This is a genomic window from Streptomyces sp. NPDC093252 (assembly GCF_040683675.1).
Taxonomy (GTDB): domain Bacteria; phylum Actinomycetota; class Actinomycetes; order Streptomycetales; family Streptomycetaceae; genus Streptomyces.
This window is the reverse complement of sequence record NZ_JBFBEM010000005.1, coordinates 202,400-222,277: the sequence shown is the minus strand read 5'-3', so window position 1 is coordinate 222,277 and position 19,878 is coordinate 202,400. Positions and strand designations below refer to the sequence as shown.

The window sequence follows — 19,878 nt, the reverse complement described above, 5'->3', positions numbered from 1 at the left end:
GTCTGTGACCGGACCGCTTTCGTGGTGGATACAGGGGCGTTCCACGCGATATGGATGGGCCCATGAGCAGCAACGGGGGAGCCCGCCACGGGGCCGACGAGCCGACGAGTTTCGAACTGCAACCGCCGCGCCCGGTGGATCCGCAGCAGGGCAACCCGTATGCGACCCCCGCGCCTCCGGTCCAGCCCCAGCATCAGCCCCGGGCGTCCGTACCGCCGCACGCCCAGTCCGCGCACGAGCTCTCGGCGCAGCCGCATCCCGCCGAGCAGCCCCCCGTACCGCAGCAGTCCCCCGTCCCGCCGCAGCCCTCCGTCCCGCAGCGGGGTGTGCCGCCGCAGGCCGCCGGGGCCGTCCCGTACGGGGTGCGGGATCCCGGGGCCGGGCGGCTGATCGACGGGCGCTACCGGCTGCTCTCCCGGCTCGGGCACGGCGGTATGGGCACGGTCTGGCGGGCCAAGGACGAGACGGTGGACCGCGAGGTCGCCGTCAAGGAGCCCCGGGTGCCCGATCATCTTCCCGACCGTGAACGGGACAACGCGTTCGAGCGGATGCGGCGTGAGGCGCGGGCCGCGGCCCGGCTCGACCATCCGGCCGTGGTGAACGTGTACGACGTGGCCGTGGTGGACGGACGGCCGTGGATCGTGATGGAGCTGGTGCAGGGACGTTCCCTCGGCCATGCCCTCCAGGAGGGCACGCTGAGCGCGCGGGAGGCCGCCCGGGTCGGTCTGGAGGTGCTGGGCGCGCTGGAGGCCGCCCATGCCGCCGGGATCCTGCACCGGGACGTCAAGCCGGACAACGTCCTGCTCGGCCGGCACGACCGGGTGGTGCTCACGGACTTCGGGATCGCGCAGATCGAGGGCGAGACCAATCTGACCGACACCGGCGGCTTCGTGGGCTCGCCCGAGTACATCGCGCCGGAGCGGGTGCTCGGCCAGCGGCCCGGACCGGCGAGCGATCTGTGGTCGCTGGGGGTGGTGCTGTACGCGGCGACCGAGGGTGTCTCCCCGTTCCGCCGCAGCAACACCCCCGCCACCCTCCAGTCCGTCCTCAACGCCGCGCCCGCCCCGCCCGCCGTCGCCGCCGGGCCGCTCGCCGAGGCCGTCAACGGCCTGCTCCAGAAGGATCCGGCCCGCCGTCCGGACGCCGCCCGGGTCCGGGCCCTGCTGGAGGCCGCCGTCCGCCCGCCGGTCCCGTCGGCGCCCACGCCCCCGCAGGTGGTCACCCCGGCCGGGCCGCCCCGCCGGGGACGCCGGTTCCGCGCCGTGGCCTGGACCGCGCTGGGGGCGGTGGTGGCCGCGGCGGCGGTGACGTCGTACGTCCTGGTCGCGGATCCGTTCGCCGGGCCGCTGCCGGACGGCTGGCAGACCCGGGAGGAGAAGGCGCTCGGCGCGACCCTCGCCGTTCCCGGCGACTACAAGCGGTCGGTGCCCGAGGAGGACGACGAGTCGCACTGGGTGACGTACACCGACGCGAGCGGGGCCGTCTGGATCGGGCTGACCCTGGAGCGGAAGGCCGAGGACACCACCGGGGAGATCGCGGACTCGGCGTCGGCGGAGATGTACGACGACAACGCGGGCTTCAAGGAGTCCGGTTCGTACGAGCTGGGCATGCCCGAGGCGCCGAGGACCGCGCCCCGGCCGGACATGGCGTACCGGGGTGAGCGGCGGGCCGCCGAGAACACCGTGACCTACACCACCACCGACACCCAGAATCCTCGCCCCCGTGAGCTGCGGATCTTCTACTACAAGACGTCCGGCGGGGACATGTACAAGCTCACCGTCGGGTATCCGGGGAAGGGCGACTTCACCGAGCGCGGGCGGGATGTGGCGCGGACGGCGATCGAGGAGCTGGAGATCTCCGAGCTGTGAGCGCCGTCCGCCGCCCACGGCGGTGGTACCGGGGCCGCGTCGACAACGGCCCGGTCCGCGCGGTAGGCATGGCGCATGAGTGACGGCGGGGCGCACGGGTCCAACGGGGCGGCGGGCGAAGGGGGGTTGTCGGGGGACGGGTTGCCCGGGGAACGGTTGCCTGGGGGACGGTTGTCCGGGGACGGGTTGCCTGGGGGGCGGCTGTCCGGGGACGGGTTGCCCGGGGAACGGTCGTCCGGGGAACGGCTGTCTGGGGGAGGGTTGTCCGGGGGACGGGGGCCTTTGATCGGCGGTCGGTATCGGCTCGCCGAGCGGATCGGCTCCGGCGGCATGGGCACCGTATGGCGGGCCTACGACGAGTTGGTCGGCCGGGAGGTCGCGGTCAAGCAGCCGCGGCTGCCCGGTGATCCGGAGGATCCCGCCCATCAGCGGGCGGCGCACCGGCTGCACCGGGAGGCGCGGGCCGCCGCCCGTGTCGACCATCCGTCCGCGGTCACCATCCATGACGTGGTCGTCGAGGACGGGCTGCCCTGGATCGTGATGGAGCTGATCCGGGGTGAGTCCCTGCACGAGCGGCTGCGGCGGGGCACCCTGCCGCCCGCCGAGTGCGCGCGGATCGGGCTCGCCGTCCTGGGCGCGCTGCGCGCCGCGCACTCCGTGGGGATCGTGCACCGGGATGTGAAACCGGCCAATGTACTGCTCGGCGCGCACGACCGGGTCGTCCTCACCGACTTCGGGATCGCGCACGTCCAGGGGGAGGAGTCGCTCACCGTCAGCGGGGAGTTCGTGGGCTCGCTGGAGTTCATCGCGCCGGAGCGGATGTCGGGGCGCGGCGCCGGGCCCGCCTCCGACCTCTGGTCGCTGGGCGTTCTGCTGTACGCGGCCGTCGAGGGCGGCTCGCCGTTCCGCCGGGCGACGCTGGAGTCGACGCTCGCCGCGATCCTCTCCGCCGATCCGCCCGAGCCGGAGCACGCCGGGGCGCTGGCGCCGCTGCTCGCCGGGCTGCTGCGCAAGAACCCCGATGAGCGGCCGGGGGCGGGGGAGACGGCTGTGGTGTTGCGGGGGGTTGTGGGGGAGGGGGACGGGGAGGGGGTGGGGTCTGGGGTACCGGGGGAGGCTGCGGAGCCCGTGGAGGCTCAGCGGCCGGAGGGGTTGCGGGAGTTCGGGGACGATCGGGGGACTGTGCGGTTGGGGGAGGCGGGGGAGGAGGGGGCGAGGGCTGGGGCTGGGGCGGCTGCCGGTGAGCCTCAGGGCGTCGAGCCTCAAGCCCCCGGGGACCCCGTACCCGACATACCCGAGGACCACCTCCCCGTGCCGTCGGCGCGGCGCAGGCCGGTGCACCGGCATCCCGTCGCCCTCGCCCTGATGGGTGTGCTGCTCGCGGGTGGGGTGTGGGCCGGGGTCGCGCTCATCGACGGCCAGGGGGCGGGGGCGTCCGGGACGCCCGGCGCCTCGCGGACGCCGCAGCCGACCGGGTCCACCGGATCGACGGGATCGACGGGAGCCACGGGATCCACCGGGTCCACTGGATCGGCGAGCGCCTCGCCCGGCGCCTCCGCCTCCCCCTGGGTGCGCTACGAGGAACCCGACATGGCCGCCGTCCTCGTGCTGCCCTCGGAGTACTGGGAGCTGGCGCGGCAGGGCGGGCCGGACTATCAGCCGCGGCTGGTGGTCTACTCGGCGGGGACCGTGGACGTACGTCTCACGCAGTGGGACCGGGCGCCGAGGGACGCGATGGGGCAGGCGGAGGCGGCGCACGAGGTATGGGCGGAGTACGACGCCGAGGCGCGGACGCAGTACACCCGGACGAGTTTCCAGGGTGCCGAAGCGGTGATCGCGGACACCACGTACACCTCCGAGGGGACCGCGATCCGGGTGATGCAGTTGATGATCCTCCGGGAGGACGAGCGGCTGTACGAGCTGCGGGTGGACATGCCCAAGGGGACGCCGGACGAGCAGCGCGGCACAGCCGTGTTCAAGGGCGCGCGGGACCGGCTGGAGCTCACCTCGTAGCGCCGTGCCCGATGGGGTGCGGGTGGCTGTCGGATCGTGCACAACGCGCTGATCAGGGGCTTCGTTGCCAGTGATCACTGGCGGGTTGCGGATGCCCGGTGCGGCTCCCGTGCCGGATTCATTACCGGCGGGTACGGACGGGTACCCAAAGCCCGCGCGGCGGCATACTCTGCGGCTCATGACCGATGCGCAGCCCGCTGCCGAGCAGGCCACCACCGCCGTCTCAGCCGACCCCGCCGCCCCCGGTAACAGTCCCGCCGCCCCAGGTAGCAATCCCGCCGCCCCCGGTACGAACCCCGCCACCCCCGGTACGAACCCGGTCGCCCCCGGTACGAACCCGGTCGCCCCGGTCCCGGCCGGGGTGCGGGGCGCCGCCGATGTGGTCACCCCGGAGCTGATCGCCCAGCTCACCAAGGGCGTGACCGGTTCGGGCCGGACCGCGAACCACACCCCCTTCACCGGGGAGAAGCTCGCCGATCTGCCCGAGGCGACACCGGAGGACGTGGCCGGGGCGTTCGAGGTGGCGCGGGCGGCGCAGGCGGTGTGGGCGCGCATCCCGGTCCGGCGGCGCGCGGCGGTCCTGCTCCGCTTCCACGATCTGCTGCTGGAGCGGCAGGCCGAGGTGCTGGATCTGATCCAGTTGGAGACTGGCAAGGCGCGGCTGCACGCCCATGAGGAGGTGCAGGCCGTCGCCGTCGCCGCCCGGCACTACGGCCGCCGGGCCGTCCACTATCTGCGCCCGAAGCGGCACGCGGGCGCGATCCCCGCCCTCACCCGGGTCACCGAACTGCGTCACCCGCGCGGGGTCGTCGGCCAGATCGCTCCCTGGAACTACCCCCTGGAGCTGAGCGTCGGCGACGCCCTCCCGGCCTTCGTCGCGGGCAACGCGGTGGTGATGAAACCGGACACGGAGACCGCGCTGACCGCGCTCTGGGCCCGTGACCTGCTGATCGAGGCCGGACTGCCCGCCGAGGTGTTCCAGGTGGTGCTGGGCGAGGGCCCGGTGGTCGGCCCGGAAGTGGTACGCCACGCGGACTACGTCTCCTTCACCGGCTCCACCCGCACCGGCCGCGAGGTCGCTCAGGGTGCCGCCGCCCGGCTGGTCGGGGTCTCCCTCGAACTCGGCGGCAAGAACGCCATGCTGGTCCTCGCGGACGCCGACATCGAGAAGGCGGCGGCGGGCGCGATCCGCTCCTGCTTCTCCTCCGCGGGCCAACTGTGCGTCTCCATCGAACGGCTGTACGTCCATGAGTCGGTCGCGGACGCCTTCGTGGAGCGCTTCGCCGCCCGCACCCGGGCCATGCGGCTGGGCACCGCCCTGGCGTACGGCGCCGACATGGGCTCCCTGGTCGGCGAACGGCAACTGGAGACCGTACAGCGGCATGTGGCGGAGGCGGTGGAGAAGGGGGCGACGGTGATCGCGGGGGGTGTCGCCCGCCCCGACATCGGCCCGTACTTCTACGAGCCGACCATCCTCGACGGCGTCGCCGCCCCGATGGCGGTCTGCGCGGAGGAGACCTTCGGCCCGGTCGTCTCCCTCTACCGTTTCACGGACGAGGACGACGCCGTCGCCCGCGCCAACTCCACCGCGTACGGCCTGAACGCGTCGGTCTGGACGAAGGACGCCCGGCGGGGCCGCGAGGTGGCGGCCCAACTGCGCACCGGCACGGTCAACGTCAACGAGGGGTACGCCTCGGCCTACGGCAGCGTCCAGTCCCCGATGGGCGGCATGAAGGACTCCGGCCTCGGCCGCCGGCACGGCTCCGAGGGCATCCTCAAGTACACCGAGGCCCAGACGGTGGCGGCCCAGCGGGTCCTGCCGATGGCGCCCGCGCTGGGGATGAGCGACGAGCAGTACGCGCGGTTGATGAGCGGGAGTCTGCGGGTGATGAAGGCGCTGCGCTTCCGCTGACGGGCGGGCGGGCGGAACACCCTCGATGGGGAGGCGGATCTCATGTCCCAGGACGACACACTTGTGCCTGATTCACACGATTATGACGTGATTGTCGTCGGCTCGGGGTTCGGTGGATCCGTCACCGCGCTGCGGCTGACCGAGAAGGGCTACCGGGTGGGGGTCCTGGAGGCGGGCCGCCGTTTCACCCCCGAGACCCTCCCCCGGAACTCCTGGGACCTGAGGAACTACCTCTGGGCCCCCGCCCTGGGCCTGTACGGCATCCAGCGCGTCCATCTGCTCGGCAAGGTCATGGTCCTGGCCGGCGCGGGCGTCGGCGGCGGCTCCCTCAACTACGCCAACACCCTCTACGTACCGCCGCGCCCGTTCTTCGAGGACCCCCAGTGGCGGGACATCACCGACTGGCAGCGGGAGCTGGCGCCGTACTACGACCAGGCGCGGCGCATGCTCGGCGTGCGCCTCAATCCGACGATGACCCCCTCGGACGTCCATCTCCGCGCGGCGGCCCGGCGGATGGGGGTCGGCGACACCTTCCACATGGCGCCGGTCGGGGTCTTCTTCGGCGACGGCGAGGACGGGGCCGGTGCTTCGCGGGCGCGGCCGGGGGAGACGGTGGCGGACCCGTACTTCGGCGGGGCCGGACCCGAGCGGCGGGCGTGCGTGGAGTGCGGCGAGTGCATGACCGGCTGCCGCCATGGCGCGAAGAACACCCTCAACGAGAACTATCTCCATCTCGCCGAGCGGGCGGGCGCGGAGGTGCATCCGCTGACGACGGCGGTCGCGGTGACGGACGACTCGCGGGGCGGGTACGCGGTGACGACCCTGCCGACGGAACGGACGGGGCGGCGGACGGGGTGGCGGAAGGGGCGGGGGCGGATGCGGGGGCAGGTGCGGGGGCGGGTGTTCACCTGTCGGCGGGTGGTTCTGGCCGCCGGGACGTACGGCACCCAGACGCTGCTGCACCGGATGAGGGCGGGCGGGCAGCTCCCGTACCTCTCCGACCGGCTCGGTGAGCTGACCCGGACCAACTCCGAGGCGCTGGTCGGCGCCCAGACCGACGACCGGCGCTACCGTCGGCTCGGCGGTGCGCGCAAGGCCGACTTCACCCGTGGCGTCGCCATCACCTCCTCCATCCACCCCGACGCCAGCACCCATATCGAACCGGTCCGCTACGGCAAGGGCTCCAACGCCATGGGTGGCCTGTCCATACTCCAGGTCCCCTACGCCGAGGGGTCGTCGCGGGTCGCCGCCTGGCTGGGGAACGCCGCCCGGCATCCGCTGCTGGTCCTGCGCTCGCTGTCCAACCGCCGCTGGTCCGAGCGGACCATCATCGGCCTGGTGATGCAGTCGCTGGACAACTCCCTGACGACGTATCTGAAACCGGCCGGCCCCGGCAAGGGCCTGCTCACCGCCCGCCAGGGCCACGGCGAACCCAACCCCCAGCAGATCAGGGCCGCCGTCGAGGGCGCCTCGGCCCTGGCCGCCGAGATCAACGGCTTCGCGGGCTCCAACATCGGCGAGCTGATGGGTATGCCGCTCACCGCGCACTTCCTCGGCGGCTGCCCCATCGGCGCCTCCCGCGAGACCGGCGTGATCGACCCGTACCACCGGCTGTACGGCCACCCGGGCATCTCCGTCGTCGACGGCGCGGCGGTCTCGGCGAACCTGGGCGTCAATCCGTCCCTGACGATCACGGCCCAGGCGGAGCGGGCGATGGCGTACTGGCCCAACAAGGGGGACGCCGATCCGCGTCCGGCGCCGGGGGAGGCGTACGCCCCGGTGGCGGCGGTGGCGCCGAGGAGTCCGGCGGTACCGGCGGGGGCGTTCGGGGAGCTGAGGACGGGGACGTTTCTGGGGATGCCGGGGGGATGGGGAGGGGTGGGAGGAGGGGTGTGAGGAAGGGGGTGAGGAAGGGGGGTTCTTGTAGAGGGCCCTTGTAGAGGGCCCTTGTCTTGTGGAGGGGGCTTGCAGGGGCTCTTGTTCGGGGGCAGCAAGAAGGACCTGCGCCCCCCTCCGAGCGCAGGTCCTTCTGTTCCCGGTTTCGGTTTCCGGGATGCCTGAGTTGGTGGTGCTGGTGGTGCTGGTGGTGACGGTGGTTACGCGACGCTGCCGGTCTTGCGCTTGCGGACCACGAACACCGCACCGGCGCCGAGCACGACGGCCGCGCCGCCGACCAGGCCGATGACGGGCAGCGCGGAGCTGGAACCGGTCTCGGCGAGGTTCCCGGTCACCTGCGGGGTGTTGCCGCTGGGCCGCTCGTCGGTGACGGGGGCCTTGCCGCCCTCCTGCGGGCGGGTGCCGTCGGTGTCGGTGCCGGAGGCCACGATCTGGAAGCGGTAGGCGACCTCGCCGTAGCCGGTGCACTCGGCGTCCGGGTCGCCGTAGATCGTCGCGCCGAGCGAGAAGCCCGAGCCGACCGGGGCGGAGGACTTCACATTGATCCGGAGCGGGATGTTGACCTCGTAGTCCGGCTTCAGCTCGTCGGTGTAACCGACGTAGCCGACCGCGTAGCCCTCCTCATCGAGGTCCCCCCAGGTCTCGCTCTCCGGGTCCCACGCCTGGAGCTGGACCTGCTTGCTGAGGAAGAGGTCGAGCCCCGCCTCGTCGGAGGCGGCCCCGGCGAAGAAGCCCAGGTCGGTGAGGGTGGAGTCGGAGGTGTTGAGCACGTCCAGCGAGAACTCGCGCCAGCCGCTGCCCGCCGGGATCTTGCCCGGGAGGCCGGTGATGCTGACATCGACCATCTCGTCCGTGCAGGCCGAGGGCTCGGGGTCGGGCGTCTCGGTCTCCGCCGGCGGGGTGGTGCTCGCGGGCGGGGTGGTCGCGGGGGTGGTCGTCGGCGTGCCGGTGGGCTTGCCGCCCGGCTCGGTGGAGTTGTCGACCGGCGGGGTGGTGCTGGCGGTGGGGCTGCCGGACGGCTCCGAGGTCTCGCTCTCCGTCGGTGACGCCGTCGGGGAGGCGCTCGGCGACTCGCCGTCCGTGGGGGACTCGGACGCGGTGGGGGTCGGGGTCGTCTCACTGTCGGCGAACGCGAGCGGCGCGGTGGTGAGCAGCGCGAGCGGTGAGATGACGGCCGTCGCGGCGGCCACCGCCAGTGCACGGCGGAGCTTCATGAAGACCTCGAAACATCCAGTGCTGCGATCTCGCAGCAGGCTTCGGTCGGCCCCCGCTTGTGGGGCGCGGGTGTGTCCGTTGATTCGAGGGGTTGGATCAGTGACACCTGTGAATGGTTGTCCTTCATTCACATAATATTTATGTGGTCTGGGTCACATGGAGGTGGAGGGGTTGAAGGGGGTGGAGGGGGAGTGGGTTGTGCGGGGGTGGGTGGGTTGGGAGATGGGGTGTGGGGGCTTGTGTGGTCTCGGCGTGCGGAAGGGCCCCGCGGGGGTCGGCCGCGGGGCCCTTCCTTCGTCAGCACCGGCGTCAGGGCTGCGCCGGTGCCGGGGAGCGGCGCCGGGGGGTTGCGCCGCTGGCTTCGCACGCCGGGCGGGCGTGAGGGGGTCGGGGTGGGGTGGGGTGAGGTGTGGGGGTGATGGTGAGGGGGGAGCCGTACCGCCTCGTCCGGGAACGGGACTCAGGGGCGGATCCCGCCGGCCGACCCCGGGCGTCCCCGGAGCCGGCCGTTCTCTTGGGTGACCGGGCTGCTGTCCCCTGCCGTCCGGTCACGACCCTGGAGCGAGGTCCCACGACGTACGGCACGATCCGTACGTCTCATCGCCCCAGCGAGCCACGCGTGGTTCATTCGGGCCCGCGCCTGGCTGACACGGACATCGGTACCAACGAAGGGTCCCGCGGGGGCGTCACGCGCCGTACGGGTGAGAGGGCATGCGTACGTACGTGCCCAGGGGTTCAGATCTTGCCCCGGCACAGTTCGAGCAGGGTCATGGCGAGGGTGGTGCCGGGCTTGCCGAGGGCCTCGCGGTAGTGGCCGAGGATCTCCATCTCGCGGGAGAGGTTCACGCGGCGTCCGCCGGAGGTGATGCGGGCGTCCTGGATCACGGCGGAGACCGCCATCCGTTCCTGGATCAGGCCGATGATCCGGTCGTCGAGGGCGTCGATCCGTTCGCGGGCGCCGGAGATGACGTCGGCGGCTTCGGCGGTGTGGGCGCCGGTCTTCTGGGTGCCCTGCCGGGTGCTCTGCGGGGTGTTGTGCGGGGTGCCCTGGTGGGTGTTCTGCTGTGCGTTCTGCGGGGTGCTCTGCTGTGCGTTGTTCGGGGTGCTCTGCTGGGTTGAGGTGGCGGTGGTCATGTCGGGTTCTCCTGGGGTGGGTGGTGGTGGGGGCGGAGGTGGCGCCCCGACCGACCGGGACCCGGGAACGCCAGACGCCCCGGGCCTTGTCGGCCCGGGGCGCCTGGGAGGTCGCTCGTCAGCAGCTCAAGCAACACGACCATGGCATCCGGCGGGCCGGCTGCCATAGGTAAAGAGGAAGGTCGCGTGCTTGCGCATGGGGCGGAGTATTGCACGGGTGGGGCGGGACGGTCACCCACGGCCCCCCGCGCCTCAACGGTCACGCACGGCCCCCCCACCCCGCACCTCGACGGTCGCCCACGGCGCCCCCACCCCGCGCCTCGGTAGAATCGGCAAGTACAAGCCCCGCTCCGCCCACCGCCGAAAGGCACCCCGTGTCATCAGCGCCCTCCGCTGCCCCGGCCCCCGACACCGTCCTGGTCGTCGACTTCGGCGCGCAGTACGCCCAGCTCATCGCCCGCCGCGTCCGCGAGGCCCGGGTCTACAGCGAGATCGTGCCGAGCACCATGCCGGTCGCCGAGATGCTCGCCAAGAAGCCCGCCGCGATCATCCTCTCCGGCGGCCCCTCCTCGGTCTACGCCGACGAGGCGCCCCGCCTGGACGCCGCGCTGTTCGAGGCCGGTGTCCCCGTCTTCGGCATGTGCTACGGCTTCCAGCTCATGGCCCAGACCCTCGGCGGCACGGTCGACAACACCGGCGCCCGCGAGTACGGCCGTACGCCGCTGCATGTGTCGAAGTCGTCCTCCACCCTCTTCGAGGGCACCCCCGCCGAGCAGCCGGTGTGGATGTCGCACGGCGACGCCTGCTCCGCCGCCCCCGAGGGCTTCACCGTCACCGCGTCCACGGATGTCGTCCCGGTCGCCGCCTTCGAGAACGACGAGAAGAAGCTCTACGGCGTCCAGTACCACCCCGAGGTCATGCACTCCACGCACGGCCAGCAGGTCCTGGAGCACTTCCTCTACCGGGGCGCCGGGCTCACCCCGGACTGGACCACCGGCAATGTCATCGAGGAGCAGGTCGCCGCGATCCGCGAGCAGGTCGGCGACCGGCGTGCCATCTGCGGTCTCTCCGGCGGGGTCGACTCCGCTGTGGCCGCCGCCCTCGTCCAGAAGGCCATCGGCTCCCAGTTGACCTGCGTGTATGTCGACCACGGTCTGATGCGCAAGGGCGAGACCGAGCAGGTCGAGAAGGACTTCGTCGCCGCGACGGGCGTGCAGCTCAAGGTCGTGGACGCCGAGGAGCGCTTCCTGACCGCGCTGAAGGGCGTCTCCGACCCGGAGGAGAAGCGGAAGATCATCGGGCGGGAGTTCATCCGGGTCTTCGAGCAGGCGCAGGCCGAGATCATCGCCGACGCGGGCCCGGCCGTGGAGTTCCTGGTGCAGGGCACGCTGTATCCGGATGTCGTGGAGTCCGGGGGCGGCACCGGCACCGCCAACATCAAGTCCCACCACAATGTCGGCGGCCTCCCCGAGGACCTGGAGTTCCAGCTCATCGAGCCGCTCCGCAAGCTCTTCAAGGACGAGGTCCGGATGGTCGGCCAGGAACTGGGCCTGCCCGACGAAATCGTCCAGCGCCAGCCCTTCCCCGGCCCCGGCCTCGGCATCCGGATCGTCGGCGAGGTCACGAAGGAGCGCCTCGACCTGCTCCGCGAGGCCGACGCCATCGCCCGCGAGGAACTGACCGCCGCCGGTCTCGACCGCGACATCTGGCAGTGCCCGGTCGTCCTCCTCGCCGATGTCCGCAGCGTCGGCGTCCAGGGCGACGGGCGCACCTACGGCCACCCCATCGTGCTGCGCCCGGTCTCGTCCGAGGACGCCATGACCGCCGACTGGTCCCGGCTCCCGTACGACGTCCTCGCGAAGATCTCCACCCGGATCACCAACGAGGTCTCCGACGTCAACCGCGTCGTCCTGGACATCACGTCCAAGCCGCCGGGCACCATCGAGTGGGAGTGACGTCCACCGGGGTGAGCCCTTCCCCGTGACTCCTTCCCCCGTGACTCCTTGCCGGTGAGCCCTTGCCGGTGACCCCTCAGGTCCGCTTGAGCGTCCGCACCGGCGCTCCGGGCCGCCACACCTGCACGACCAGGTACTTCTCGTCCTCGACGAAGGTCCGCACGACCTCCGTCACCTCGGTGCGGAAGAGGTGGAACGGCTCCGGCGGTTCCACCTCTTCGCTGTACGCCGCCTTCCGCGCCGGGTCGGTGACCTCCACCGCCCGCCCGGCGATCCGGATGTCACCCCCGCCCATCGACTGCCCCTCCCCGGGGTTCGCCTGCAACGCGAACCGTCCGTCCCGCAGCAGATCGAGCGCCTTCACCGACCCCGGCATCATCCCGAGCCACAGCTCCCCGCCGAGGAACCGCACCTCCAGCCCCGTCGTGCGCGGCGACCCGTCCTTGCGGAGCGTCGCCAGCACATGGTGGGTGAACGCCCCGAATCTCTCCTCCGAGGTCTTCGCCAGCTCCGGCTCCACCGCCGCGAAGCGGCCCCAGCCGACCCCGGCTCCCGGCGCCGCCTCCGTTGCCCCGGCGCCCGCACCCACTCCGCCCGCCCCGACTCCGCCTGCTGTCTTCTCCCCGGCCGTCCTCTCCTCCGCAGCCGTCCCCCCGGCCGTCGTCCCCCCGGCCGTTGTCCCCTTGGCGGAGTCGACGATCTTCTTTCCGTTCGTACGCGTCATACGACGAGTCTCACCCCGAATCCCGACATCCACTGTCCGGTATCGGCCACAGGCGTCCTCTTTCTCGCTCAGCTCTGTCATCTTCGGCTGACCGACGGTAACTTCCCGCCCGTAAAGCAGCTCCAGTGCCGGAGGAACCATGCTCGGCCCCACTCCGCCCCCACCCCCACCCCTGCCCACGGACCGGCTCCGCTTCGCGATGCCGCCCATGCACGAGTCCCTGGAGGACGAGCGCCGGCACCGCAAGGAACGGCTCGCGGGCGCCCTGCGGATCTTCGGCCGCCAGGGCTTCGAGGACGGGGTCTCCGGCCACATCACCGCCCGCGACCCGGAGTACACCGACTGCTTCTGGGTGAACCCCTTCGGTATGCCCTTCCGGCATGTCACCGTCAGTGACCTGGTCCTCGCCAACCAGGACGGGCAGGTCATCCAGGGCGGCCACCATGTCAACCAGGCCGCCTTCACCGTCCACGCCCAGGTCCACGCCGCCCGCCCCGATGTCGTCGCCGTCGCCCACTGCCACTCCGTGCACGGCCGCGCCCTCGCCGCCCTGGGTGACCTGCTGGACCCGATCACCCAGGAGAGCTGCGCCTTCTACGAGGACCAGGCCCTGTACGCCGGCTACTCCGGAGTCGCCGTCGACACCGAGGAGGGCCGCCGGATCGCCGACACCCTCGGTTCCCGCAAGGCACTGGTCCTGCGCAACCACGGCCTGCTCACCGTCGGTGACTCGGTCGACGCCGCCGCCTGGTGGTTCCTGTCCATGGAACGCTCCAGCCAGGTCCAGCTCACCGCGCGGGCCGCCGGGCGCCCCGTCCTCATCGACCACAAGCCCGCCGTGGCCACTCGCGAACAACTCGGCGGCGACCTGGTGGCCTGGATCAACTACCAGCCGCTCTGGCAGGAGATCAGCCGCAGCGAACCCGATCTGCTGAGCTGACGCCCGCCCCGCCCTCGCCGCCCCTCACCGCCCTCACTCCTCGAAGCCCCGCAGCACCACCGCCTTCGTCATCGCGAACTCCTCGTCCGTGAGCACCCCGTCCCGGTGCAGCTCCCCCAGCTCCCGCAGCCGCCGCAGCAGCACGTCATGGTGACCGTCCACGCGATGCGGGGGGCTCCCTCCGGGGAGGGGATGGTCCAGCGCCGGGGCCGGTGGGTGGGCCGGGGTTTGGGATGGAGGGTGGGGCGGGGTTCGGGTCGGTAGGTGGGGCGGGGTTTGGGACGGAGCCCGGGGTAGAGCTTGGGGCGGGGGCGGCCCCTGGGGCAGAGCTTGGTCCAGGGGTGGTCCCTGGGGCAGAGCTTGGGCCGGAGGCCGTGCCCGGTGGTCCCGGTCCCCGGCGCGGAGGATCCCGTCGACCTGGACCCCGGCCCTGACCCCGACCCCGCAGCCGCCCTCGGAGTCCCGTCCGGCGTCGCCCCCGGAGTCCCGTCCAGGGTCCCGCCCGGCGTCCGGTTCCGCGTCCGGTTCCGCGTCCCGCCCGGTGGACGGATGCGGCAGCCGGGCCGTCACCGCCGTCGCCACCAGCGCCGTCAGCAGATCCCGCCGCACACTGCCCCACAGATCCAGCGCGTACGGATCCTTCTCCGGCGGCAGCTTCGAGACCATCGCCTCGCGGGTCACGAATCGCAGATACCCGTCCTCGTATCCCGAGTTGGGCAGCCACTCCACCTGCACCAGGTCCTGCACATCGATGATCCGCGGCCCCGTCGCCCGCTTCACCCGGTCCGAGGTGTCCGCCCAGTCGATCCTGATCCGCGTCCCGTCGAACGACACCGTCCCGTCGCTCGACCGCACCGACACCGGTACGGGCGGCCCCGCCAGCAGATACGCCCCCGTCGGCGCCTGGGGAAGCTGGTCCAGGAGCAGCGCCCGCCGGATCTCCTCCGCCACGTACTCCGCGACCCCGGCCCGGTCCGTCTCCACCGCCAGCCGATACGGATCCGCCGGGTCCGGCAGCCGCCCGCCGGTCGCCTGGAGCAGCGGGTCCGCCCCTTCGCGCAGCCGCAACCGCAGCCGCCCCCGCTTGCGTTCGGGCTCGTAGACCACCCCCGCGACCGCCTCCAGCGGGACCGTGATCTCCCCGTACGTCTGCCGGAACAGCGGCACCGAGCGGTGCAGCCCCGGAGTGATCCGTACCGTCGTGCCGTCGAAGGCCCAGGTCCCGTCCCGCTGGATGATCTCGGCCATACGGAAATTCTCGCAGCCGGGTCAACACGGCGCCCCGCGCTTCACCCGCACCCGTGCCCGGTCCGTGGACCCACCGGGCGGACACTGCCCCGGGTAGGGCACAATTCGCTGTCGTCGCACGGGAGTTGCGTTCCGGTGGCGGGGACCCGGAGGGGGGCCGGATCACCGGACGGCGGAGCTGTCGCCGGGTGCCGGAACCGCTGATGGTGCCGGTGCCGGTGCCGGTGCCGCGGTCGGCCGGTCGCGGCGGGGTGTGTCGTAACGAGTCATGGGGAAGGCGGTCGTCGGGCGTGGCGGTGCAGGAGACGGGGGCGGGCTCCCGGACGGGAGGGCACGGCGGCGGCTGCACCTGCGGGGACTGTCCGCACGGCGTCCGCGCGGGACATCGCAACGCGGTCGCCGAATTCCTCCGCCGCCGCGACGAGTTCGCCGCCGGGCAAGGGCTCCCGGCCGCCGTCGCCCACTCGGCCTCCGCGTCCCGCCAATGGGTCTCCGAGGCCCTGACCCAGTCCGCCGAGGATGTCGCCGAACGCAGCCGGGCCGAGGGCGACGCCTGGCTCCACCGGCTGTGGGTCCGTACCGCCTGCACCGTCTGGGCCGCGGTCGTCCTGCTCCTGCTCGGCCAGGCGTTCACCGCCATCGGCACCGGCTGGACCGCCGCCCGCACCGCCGCACTCCTCGCCGCGCTCCTGGTGGCCGCCGCGCTCACCATCGCCTCCCGGTACCACCGCGCCCGCGGCGGCGTCCTCGCCCCCGTCATCGGTGAGGACAACCGGCTCTCCACCTCCCGTGCCGTGGCCGCCGCCTGGGTGCTGTTCATCGCGTACGCCGTCCTGCTCCTCGCGGGCCGGCTCGCCGTCGCCTCCACCCCGGACGAACGCGACGCCATCGTCTCCGGCCTCGACCTGGCCCGCGGCGCCGGTGCCGTCGTCGTCCTCGCCGTGGTCTGCGCCATCGCCGTGCTCGTCCGCCGGGTGGTGGGGGTGCGGGTCCTGAACAGACGGCTCCAGAAGGTCCGCGCCGACCGCCCCCGCGCCGCCGACCTGCTCACCGACGACTCCGGCCGCGGCACCTTCGCCGACATCCAGTACGTCGTCATCAGTGCCGTCGCCCTGCTCTTCGCCGCCGTCCGGCTCGCCCGCCGCCCCGACCAACTCCCCGACCTGCCCTGGGGGCTGGCCGTCGTCGTCCTCGTCTCGGCCGCCACATATGTCGCCGGGAAGTACGCCGACGGCGGTCGGCCCGTGATCCTCTCCGTCGTCCGCGCCCGCGAGGCGGGAGACCTGGACGCCCCCATCCGTACCGGCGACGACATCGAGATCCGCGGCGCCGGGTTCGTCCCGCCCGGTGCCCAGGGCGCCGACCGCCTCGCCCGCATGGTCGTGCGCATCGGCGCCGTCCATGTCCACGTCCCCCTGGTGCCCGTCGCGGGCGGCTTCAGCAACCCCTCCGACACCCGCCTCACCGTCCCCGTCCCCGCCGAGGTCGAACCCGGCCGCGCCGCCGTCCAGGTCGTCACCGCCGCGGGCGTGGAGACCGATCCGTACGACATCGACGTCACCGACTGACCGGCCGGCCGCCCCGCTCCCGGCCGATCACGGCCCGGCTCCCTTCCCCGCCCCCTGGCGCGGAACGCCCGCAGCCCGAAACACTGTGCCCACGACAAACACTGTGCCCACGACATTGAGCGGCTCCTTCCTTTCGTACGTATGGTCAAGTGACGGGCCCGGCACTGCGCGGTGAGAGGTGGCTGGCAGCGATGACGCACGGTTATCGAACGGATACCCACACCCCCTACGGCGACGGCGGCGGCCGGGACTGGCGCAGCAACGCCACCCGCTACGCCCTGCTGCCCCTGCGGGTGTTCCTCGGCGTCACCTTCATCTACGCCGGGCTGGACAAGTTGACGGACGGCGCCTTCCTCAAGGACTCGGGCCTCGGGTCCATCGGCGACCTGATGCGCGGCGTCCGCGACTCCTCGGCGATCCCGGCCCTGATCGACACCGCCCTCGACAACCCCGTCGGCTTCGGCTACGCCATCGCCTTCGGTGAACTCGCCGTCGGCATCGGCACCCTGATCGGGCTGCTCGCCCGGATCGCCGCCCTCGGCGGTGCCCTCATCTCGCTCAGCCTCTGGCTGACCGTCAGTTGGTCCGCCGACCCCTACTACTACGGCAACGACCTCGTCTATCTGATGGCCTGGCTGCCCCTGGTCCTCGCGGGCGCCCCCTATCTCTCCCTGGACGCCGTCCTGCACTCCCGACGGCGTTCCCGGTCCGGCGGCGGGTACTACTGAGAGCGGCGGGCACTACTGAGGGCGCGACGGTGTTCGGGCGGTGTCCGATCCGGGTCGGCCCGTCCGGCTGCCAGCGTCCGACCTGGGTTGGCCCGCCTCGTTTTCCGAGGCCGGCTCCCGCCAGGCCGTCCCCCTGTTCGGGGCCGGGTTCGTCGGCCCGCCCCGTTGCCGGGGCCAGGCGTCGGCCGGCCCGCCCCGTCGTCAGAGGCCGGCTCCCCGCCGGGCCGGGTCCGCACCCGCTGCCAAGGGCCCGGTTTCGTCGGCCCGCCCCGTTGTCAGGGTCTGGTCTCCGTCGGATGATCGCTCGCTCGGGTGCCGTCCGGCCCGGCCCGGCGTCTCCGTACCGCCCGGCCGATCACGCCCACCGCGCCCGCCGCGAACAGCCCCGCCACCATCAGCGGGAAGATCGCGAACCAGGGTGTCTCCCACGCCCCGCCCGCGTCCCCGGCATAGACCACACCCGCCAGGATCACCACGAGACCCGCGACCAGCCGTCCGGGCTGGAACTCATGACGCAGCACGGAGCACCTCCGCCTGTCCCACGCCCACCTGGAGCCGCAGCTCCACCGTGCCAGCGTTCTTCGCGTCCTGCGTCGGCGCCAGTGTCACCTGTCTGGACTTCCCGGGGGCCACATCCACATCCTGCTGTCTCTCGCCGGGCAACTGGATGTCACCGAGCCCGACATCCACCTGCACCCGCACCGTGGCGTCCGCGGGCACGATCACCCGCAGCCGCCCCACACCCACGTCCGCGCCCGTCGCCACCGTCTGCCCTCTCGCCACATCCAGCCCGGACAGATCCAGGGTGCCCTGGCCCGTACCGAGGTCGTACTGCGGCTCGACCTGGGCCACCGCCGCCGGCCGCCACGTCGTCCGTGTCCAGTGCGTGCTGACGTCCGCGGGCAGTGCCGCCGCCCCGGCCAGCAGACCTGCCGTGAGCAGCGCCAGGAACATCGAGCCCGCTCCGGTGCGCCCCAGGAAGGAGCTGACGGTTATCCCGAGCCCGAAGACCAGCAGCGCGCACACCAGGCCCGTCTGAAGGCTGATGCCGAGCGGCTGCCCGTCCCAGGTCAGCCCCGTGCCCACGGCAGCCGCGGCCAGGGCGAGCAGGAACGTCCAGCCGCCGATCCAGCGCGGCCCCCGCTGCCTCGGTGACGCCGGCCGCGGCGCCAGGTCCAGCCGGGCGGCCATCGCCGACTGACCGCGGCTGATGTTGACGGCCGCCGCGATGTCCCGGTTCAGGGAGTCCTGCGGGCCCCACAGATATCCCGTCCCGCCGACACGGCCTCCGTCCTTGACGATCGGGTCCCGCCACCACGAGGGATACGCGGCCCCGACCGGCGGCGCCTGCGGCTCCGGCGGGGCGTCGGCGGCGGCCTGCGCGGCCAGCGGATCGGGGCGGGGCGCCCCGCGCCGCTGCGACCAGTACCCCGCGCCCGCCAGCAGCAGCGAGAGGACCACACCGAACGTCAGCACCCCGCCGTTGCCCAGCATGGTCAGGAAGACCCCGCAGCCGACCAGCGCGAACAGCACGGCCGCCAGCGCCTGGCCGTCGACCCGGCCCGTGAAGAGCTTCTTGACCTCGTTCTCCTCCTCGTCCTCGTACGGCACGAAGAGCCAGGCGAAGCCGTAGAAGATAAGGCCGATGCCGCCGGTCGCCGAGAGTACGGCGAGCGTGATCCGGAAGATCACCGGGTCCATGTCGCACTGCCGCCCGAGCCCGGCGCACACCCCCGCCAGCATCTTGTGCGGCCGGTCCCGACGGAACCGGTGCAGCGGCTGCGGCACACCGGGCGACCCGGGCTCACCCGGCCCACCCTCATGACCCGCCGGGGGCTCACCTCGGCCGCCAGGACTGCCGGGACCGCCGTGACCTCCGGGGTTGCCGACACCACCATGATCTCCGGGGTTGCTGGCACCACCGTGGCCTCCCGGGTTGCCGGGATCACCCTGACCTGGCGGGATGTCTGTTGGATGGCCCAGGTCGCCGGACCCACTCCGCCTGTCCGAGCCGCCCGCACCGCCCCAGCCACCCGGACCACCCGGACCGCCCGCACCGCCGGGAACTCCGGCGCCGCCCTGATCGTCGGAGCTGCTGGAACCGACCGCACCCGGACCGCCCACGCCGCCGAGCCCGCTCGCGCTCCCCCGACCACCTGCTCGACCGGGAACACCGGCGTTGCCCCCACTGCCGGTGACCCCGGGACCACCAGCCCCGCAACCACCCGCACTGCCCGCACCGCCGAAGCCGCCCGCGCTCCCCTCGGCGTCACGGCCGCCCGGACTGCCGGGGTTACCGGGATTGCCGGGATTGCCGGGGTTGCCGGGACGGCCGGAGACAGCCGTACCCCCCGCGCCCCGGAGCGCTTCGACCCTGGCCTCCAGCTTCGTCCGCGCGCCCGCCCACTCCTCCAGCTCCCCCGGCCCCCGCTGTTCCCCGTGCGCGCCCGCCCGCTCGCGCCCGCTCGCGCGCGGTTCCTTTTCCGCTGCGTGCGGGGCGGAGGCGCCGGACGGGCTCGGGCCGGGCCCGGGGTCCGCGGCGTGCTGGTGATCAGTCATGAGTCCATGGTGACGGCCGAGCCGCCGCCGCGGCAGTCGGAATGACCCTGGCCGGACCCTGATATCTCCCCTGAGCCGGGCCGGGGGAAGCGTTCGACCCGAGGGCCGGTCGAAGATC

The 19,878-nt window shown here is 72.9% G+C and carries 14 protein-coding genes; 8 read left to right on the top strand and 6 right to left on the bottom strand.

All coding sequences use genetic code 11. The features are described from left to right. Nucleotides 1-62: 62 nt before the first annotated feature. From AB0O01_RS12505 to AB0O01_RS12490, 4 genes are all read left to right on the top strand, one after another. Entirely contained in the window at nt 63-1,868 is a 1,806-nt protein-coding gene (locus AB0O01_RS12505; RefSeq protein WP_365312747.1) for a protein kinase, read from the top strand. A gap of 282 nt (nt 1,869-2,150) precedes the next feature. Next, nucleotides 2,151-3,881 (top strand): serine/threonine-protein kinase, encoded by a 1,731-nt coding sequence (locus AB0O01_RS12500; protein WP_365312745.1) that lies wholly within the window; start codon nt 2,151-2,153, stop codon nt 3,879-3,881. A 178-nt stretch (nt 3,882-4,059) separates the two neighbouring features. After that, nucleotides 4,060-5,793: a succinic semialdehyde dehydrogenase gene (locus tag AB0O01_RS12495; protein ID WP_365312743.1), complete on the top strand. Its 1,734-nt coding sequence runs from the start codon at nt 4,060-4,062 to the stop codon at nt 5,791-5,793. A gap of 42 nt (nt 5,794-5,835) precedes the next feature. After that, entirely contained in the window at nt 5,836-7,689 is a 1,854-nt protein-coding gene (locus tag AB0O01_RS12490; protein WP_365312742.1) for a GMC family oxidoreductase, read from the top strand. 200 nt (nt 7,690-7,889) lie between these two features. Here AB0O01_RS12490 and AB0O01_RS12485 read toward each other — a convergent pair whose 3' ends face one another. Next, a complete protein-coding gene (locus AB0O01_RS12485) occupies nt 7,890-8,903 on the bottom strand; it encodes an LAETG motif-containing sortase-dependent surface protein (RefSeq protein WP_365312741.1) in 1,014 nt (337 codons plus the stop codon). A gap of 736 nt (nt 8,904-9,639) precedes the next feature. Next, nucleotides 9,640-10,038 carry a chorismate mutase gene (locus AB0O01_RS12480; protein ID WP_365312739.1) on the bottom strand — a complete coding sequence of 133 codons (399 nt, stop codon included), beginning with the start codon at nt 10,036-10,038 and terminating at the stop codon, nt 9,640-9,642. Nucleotides 10,039-10,412: 374 nt separating this feature from the next. Here AB0O01_RS12480 and guaA point away from each other — a divergent pair, with 374 nt between their 5' ends. Then, a complete protein-coding gene (gene guaA, locus AB0O01_RS12475; RefSeq protein WP_365312737.1) occupies nt 10,413-11,993 on the top strand; it encodes a glutamine-hydrolyzing GMP synthase in 1,581 nt (526 codons plus the stop codon). Nucleotides 11,994-12,069: 76 nt separating this feature from the next. Here the strand turns inward: guaA and AB0O01_RS12470 are convergent, their stop codons facing one another. After that, nucleotides 12,070-12,513 (bottom strand): pyridoxamine 5'-phosphate oxidase family protein, encoded by a 444-nt coding sequence (locus tag AB0O01_RS12470; RefSeq protein WP_365313125.1) that lies wholly within the window; start codon nt 12,511-12,513, stop codon nt 12,070-12,072. 343 nt (nt 12,514-12,856) lie between these two features. Between AB0O01_RS12470 and AB0O01_RS12465 the strand changes: the two genes are divergently transcribed. Next, complete coding sequence (locus AB0O01_RS12465) at nt 12,857-13,657, top strand: class II aldolase/adducin family protein (RefSeq protein WP_365312735.1); 801 nt, start codon at nt 12,857-12,859, stop codon at nt 13,655-13,657. A 33-nt stretch (nt 13,658-13,690) separates the two neighbouring features. On the opposite strand, the gene AB0O01_RS12460 is transcribed toward AB0O01_RS12465, so the two are convergent. Next, nucleotides 13,691-14,905: a DUF4429 domain-containing protein gene (locus AB0O01_RS12460; RefSeq protein WP_365312733.1), complete on the bottom strand. Its 1,215-nt coding sequence runs from the start codon at nt 14,903-14,905 to the stop codon at nt 13,691-13,693. A gap of 290 nt (nt 14,906-15,195) precedes the next feature. Here AB0O01_RS12460 and AB0O01_RS12455 point away from each other — a divergent pair, with 290 nt between their 5' ends. Together AB0O01_RS12455 and AB0O01_RS12450 are read left to right on the top strand one after the other, a co-directional pair. After that, nucleotides 15,196-16,473 carry a hypothetical protein gene (locus AB0O01_RS12455; protein ID WP_365312731.1) on the top strand — a complete coding sequence of 426 codons (1,278 nt, stop codon included), beginning with the start codon at nt 15,196-15,198 and terminating at the stop codon, nt 16,471-16,473. Between the two features lie 191 nt (nt 16,474-16,664). Beyond that, complete coding sequence (locus AB0O01_RS12450; protein ID WP_365312730.1) at nt 16,665-17,201, top strand: DoxX family protein; 537 nt, start codon at nt 16,665-16,667, stop codon at nt 17,199-17,201. A 275-nt stretch (nt 17,202-17,476) separates the two neighbouring features. On the opposite strand, the gene AB0O01_RS12445 is transcribed toward AB0O01_RS12450, so the two are convergent. Both AB0O01_RS12445 and AB0O01_RS12440 read right to left on the bottom strand, forming a co-directional pair. Continuing rightward, the gene (locus AB0O01_RS12445; protein ID WP_365312728.1) at nt 17,477-17,722 is read right to left on the bottom strand and encodes a hypothetical protein; all 246 of its coding nucleotides are present in this window, start codon (nt 17,720-17,722) and stop codon (nt 17,477-17,479) included. After that, on the bottom strand, nt 17,709-18,989 hold the full coding sequence (locus tag AB0O01_RS12440) for a PspC domain-containing protein (RefSeq protein WP_365312727.1): 1,281 nt from the start codon (nt 18,987-18,989) through the stop codon (nt 17,709-17,711). Before AB0O01_RS12440 ends, AB0O01_RS12445 begins: the two co-directional genes overlap by 14 nt. Nucleotides 18,990-19,878 lie beyond the last annotated feature (889 nt).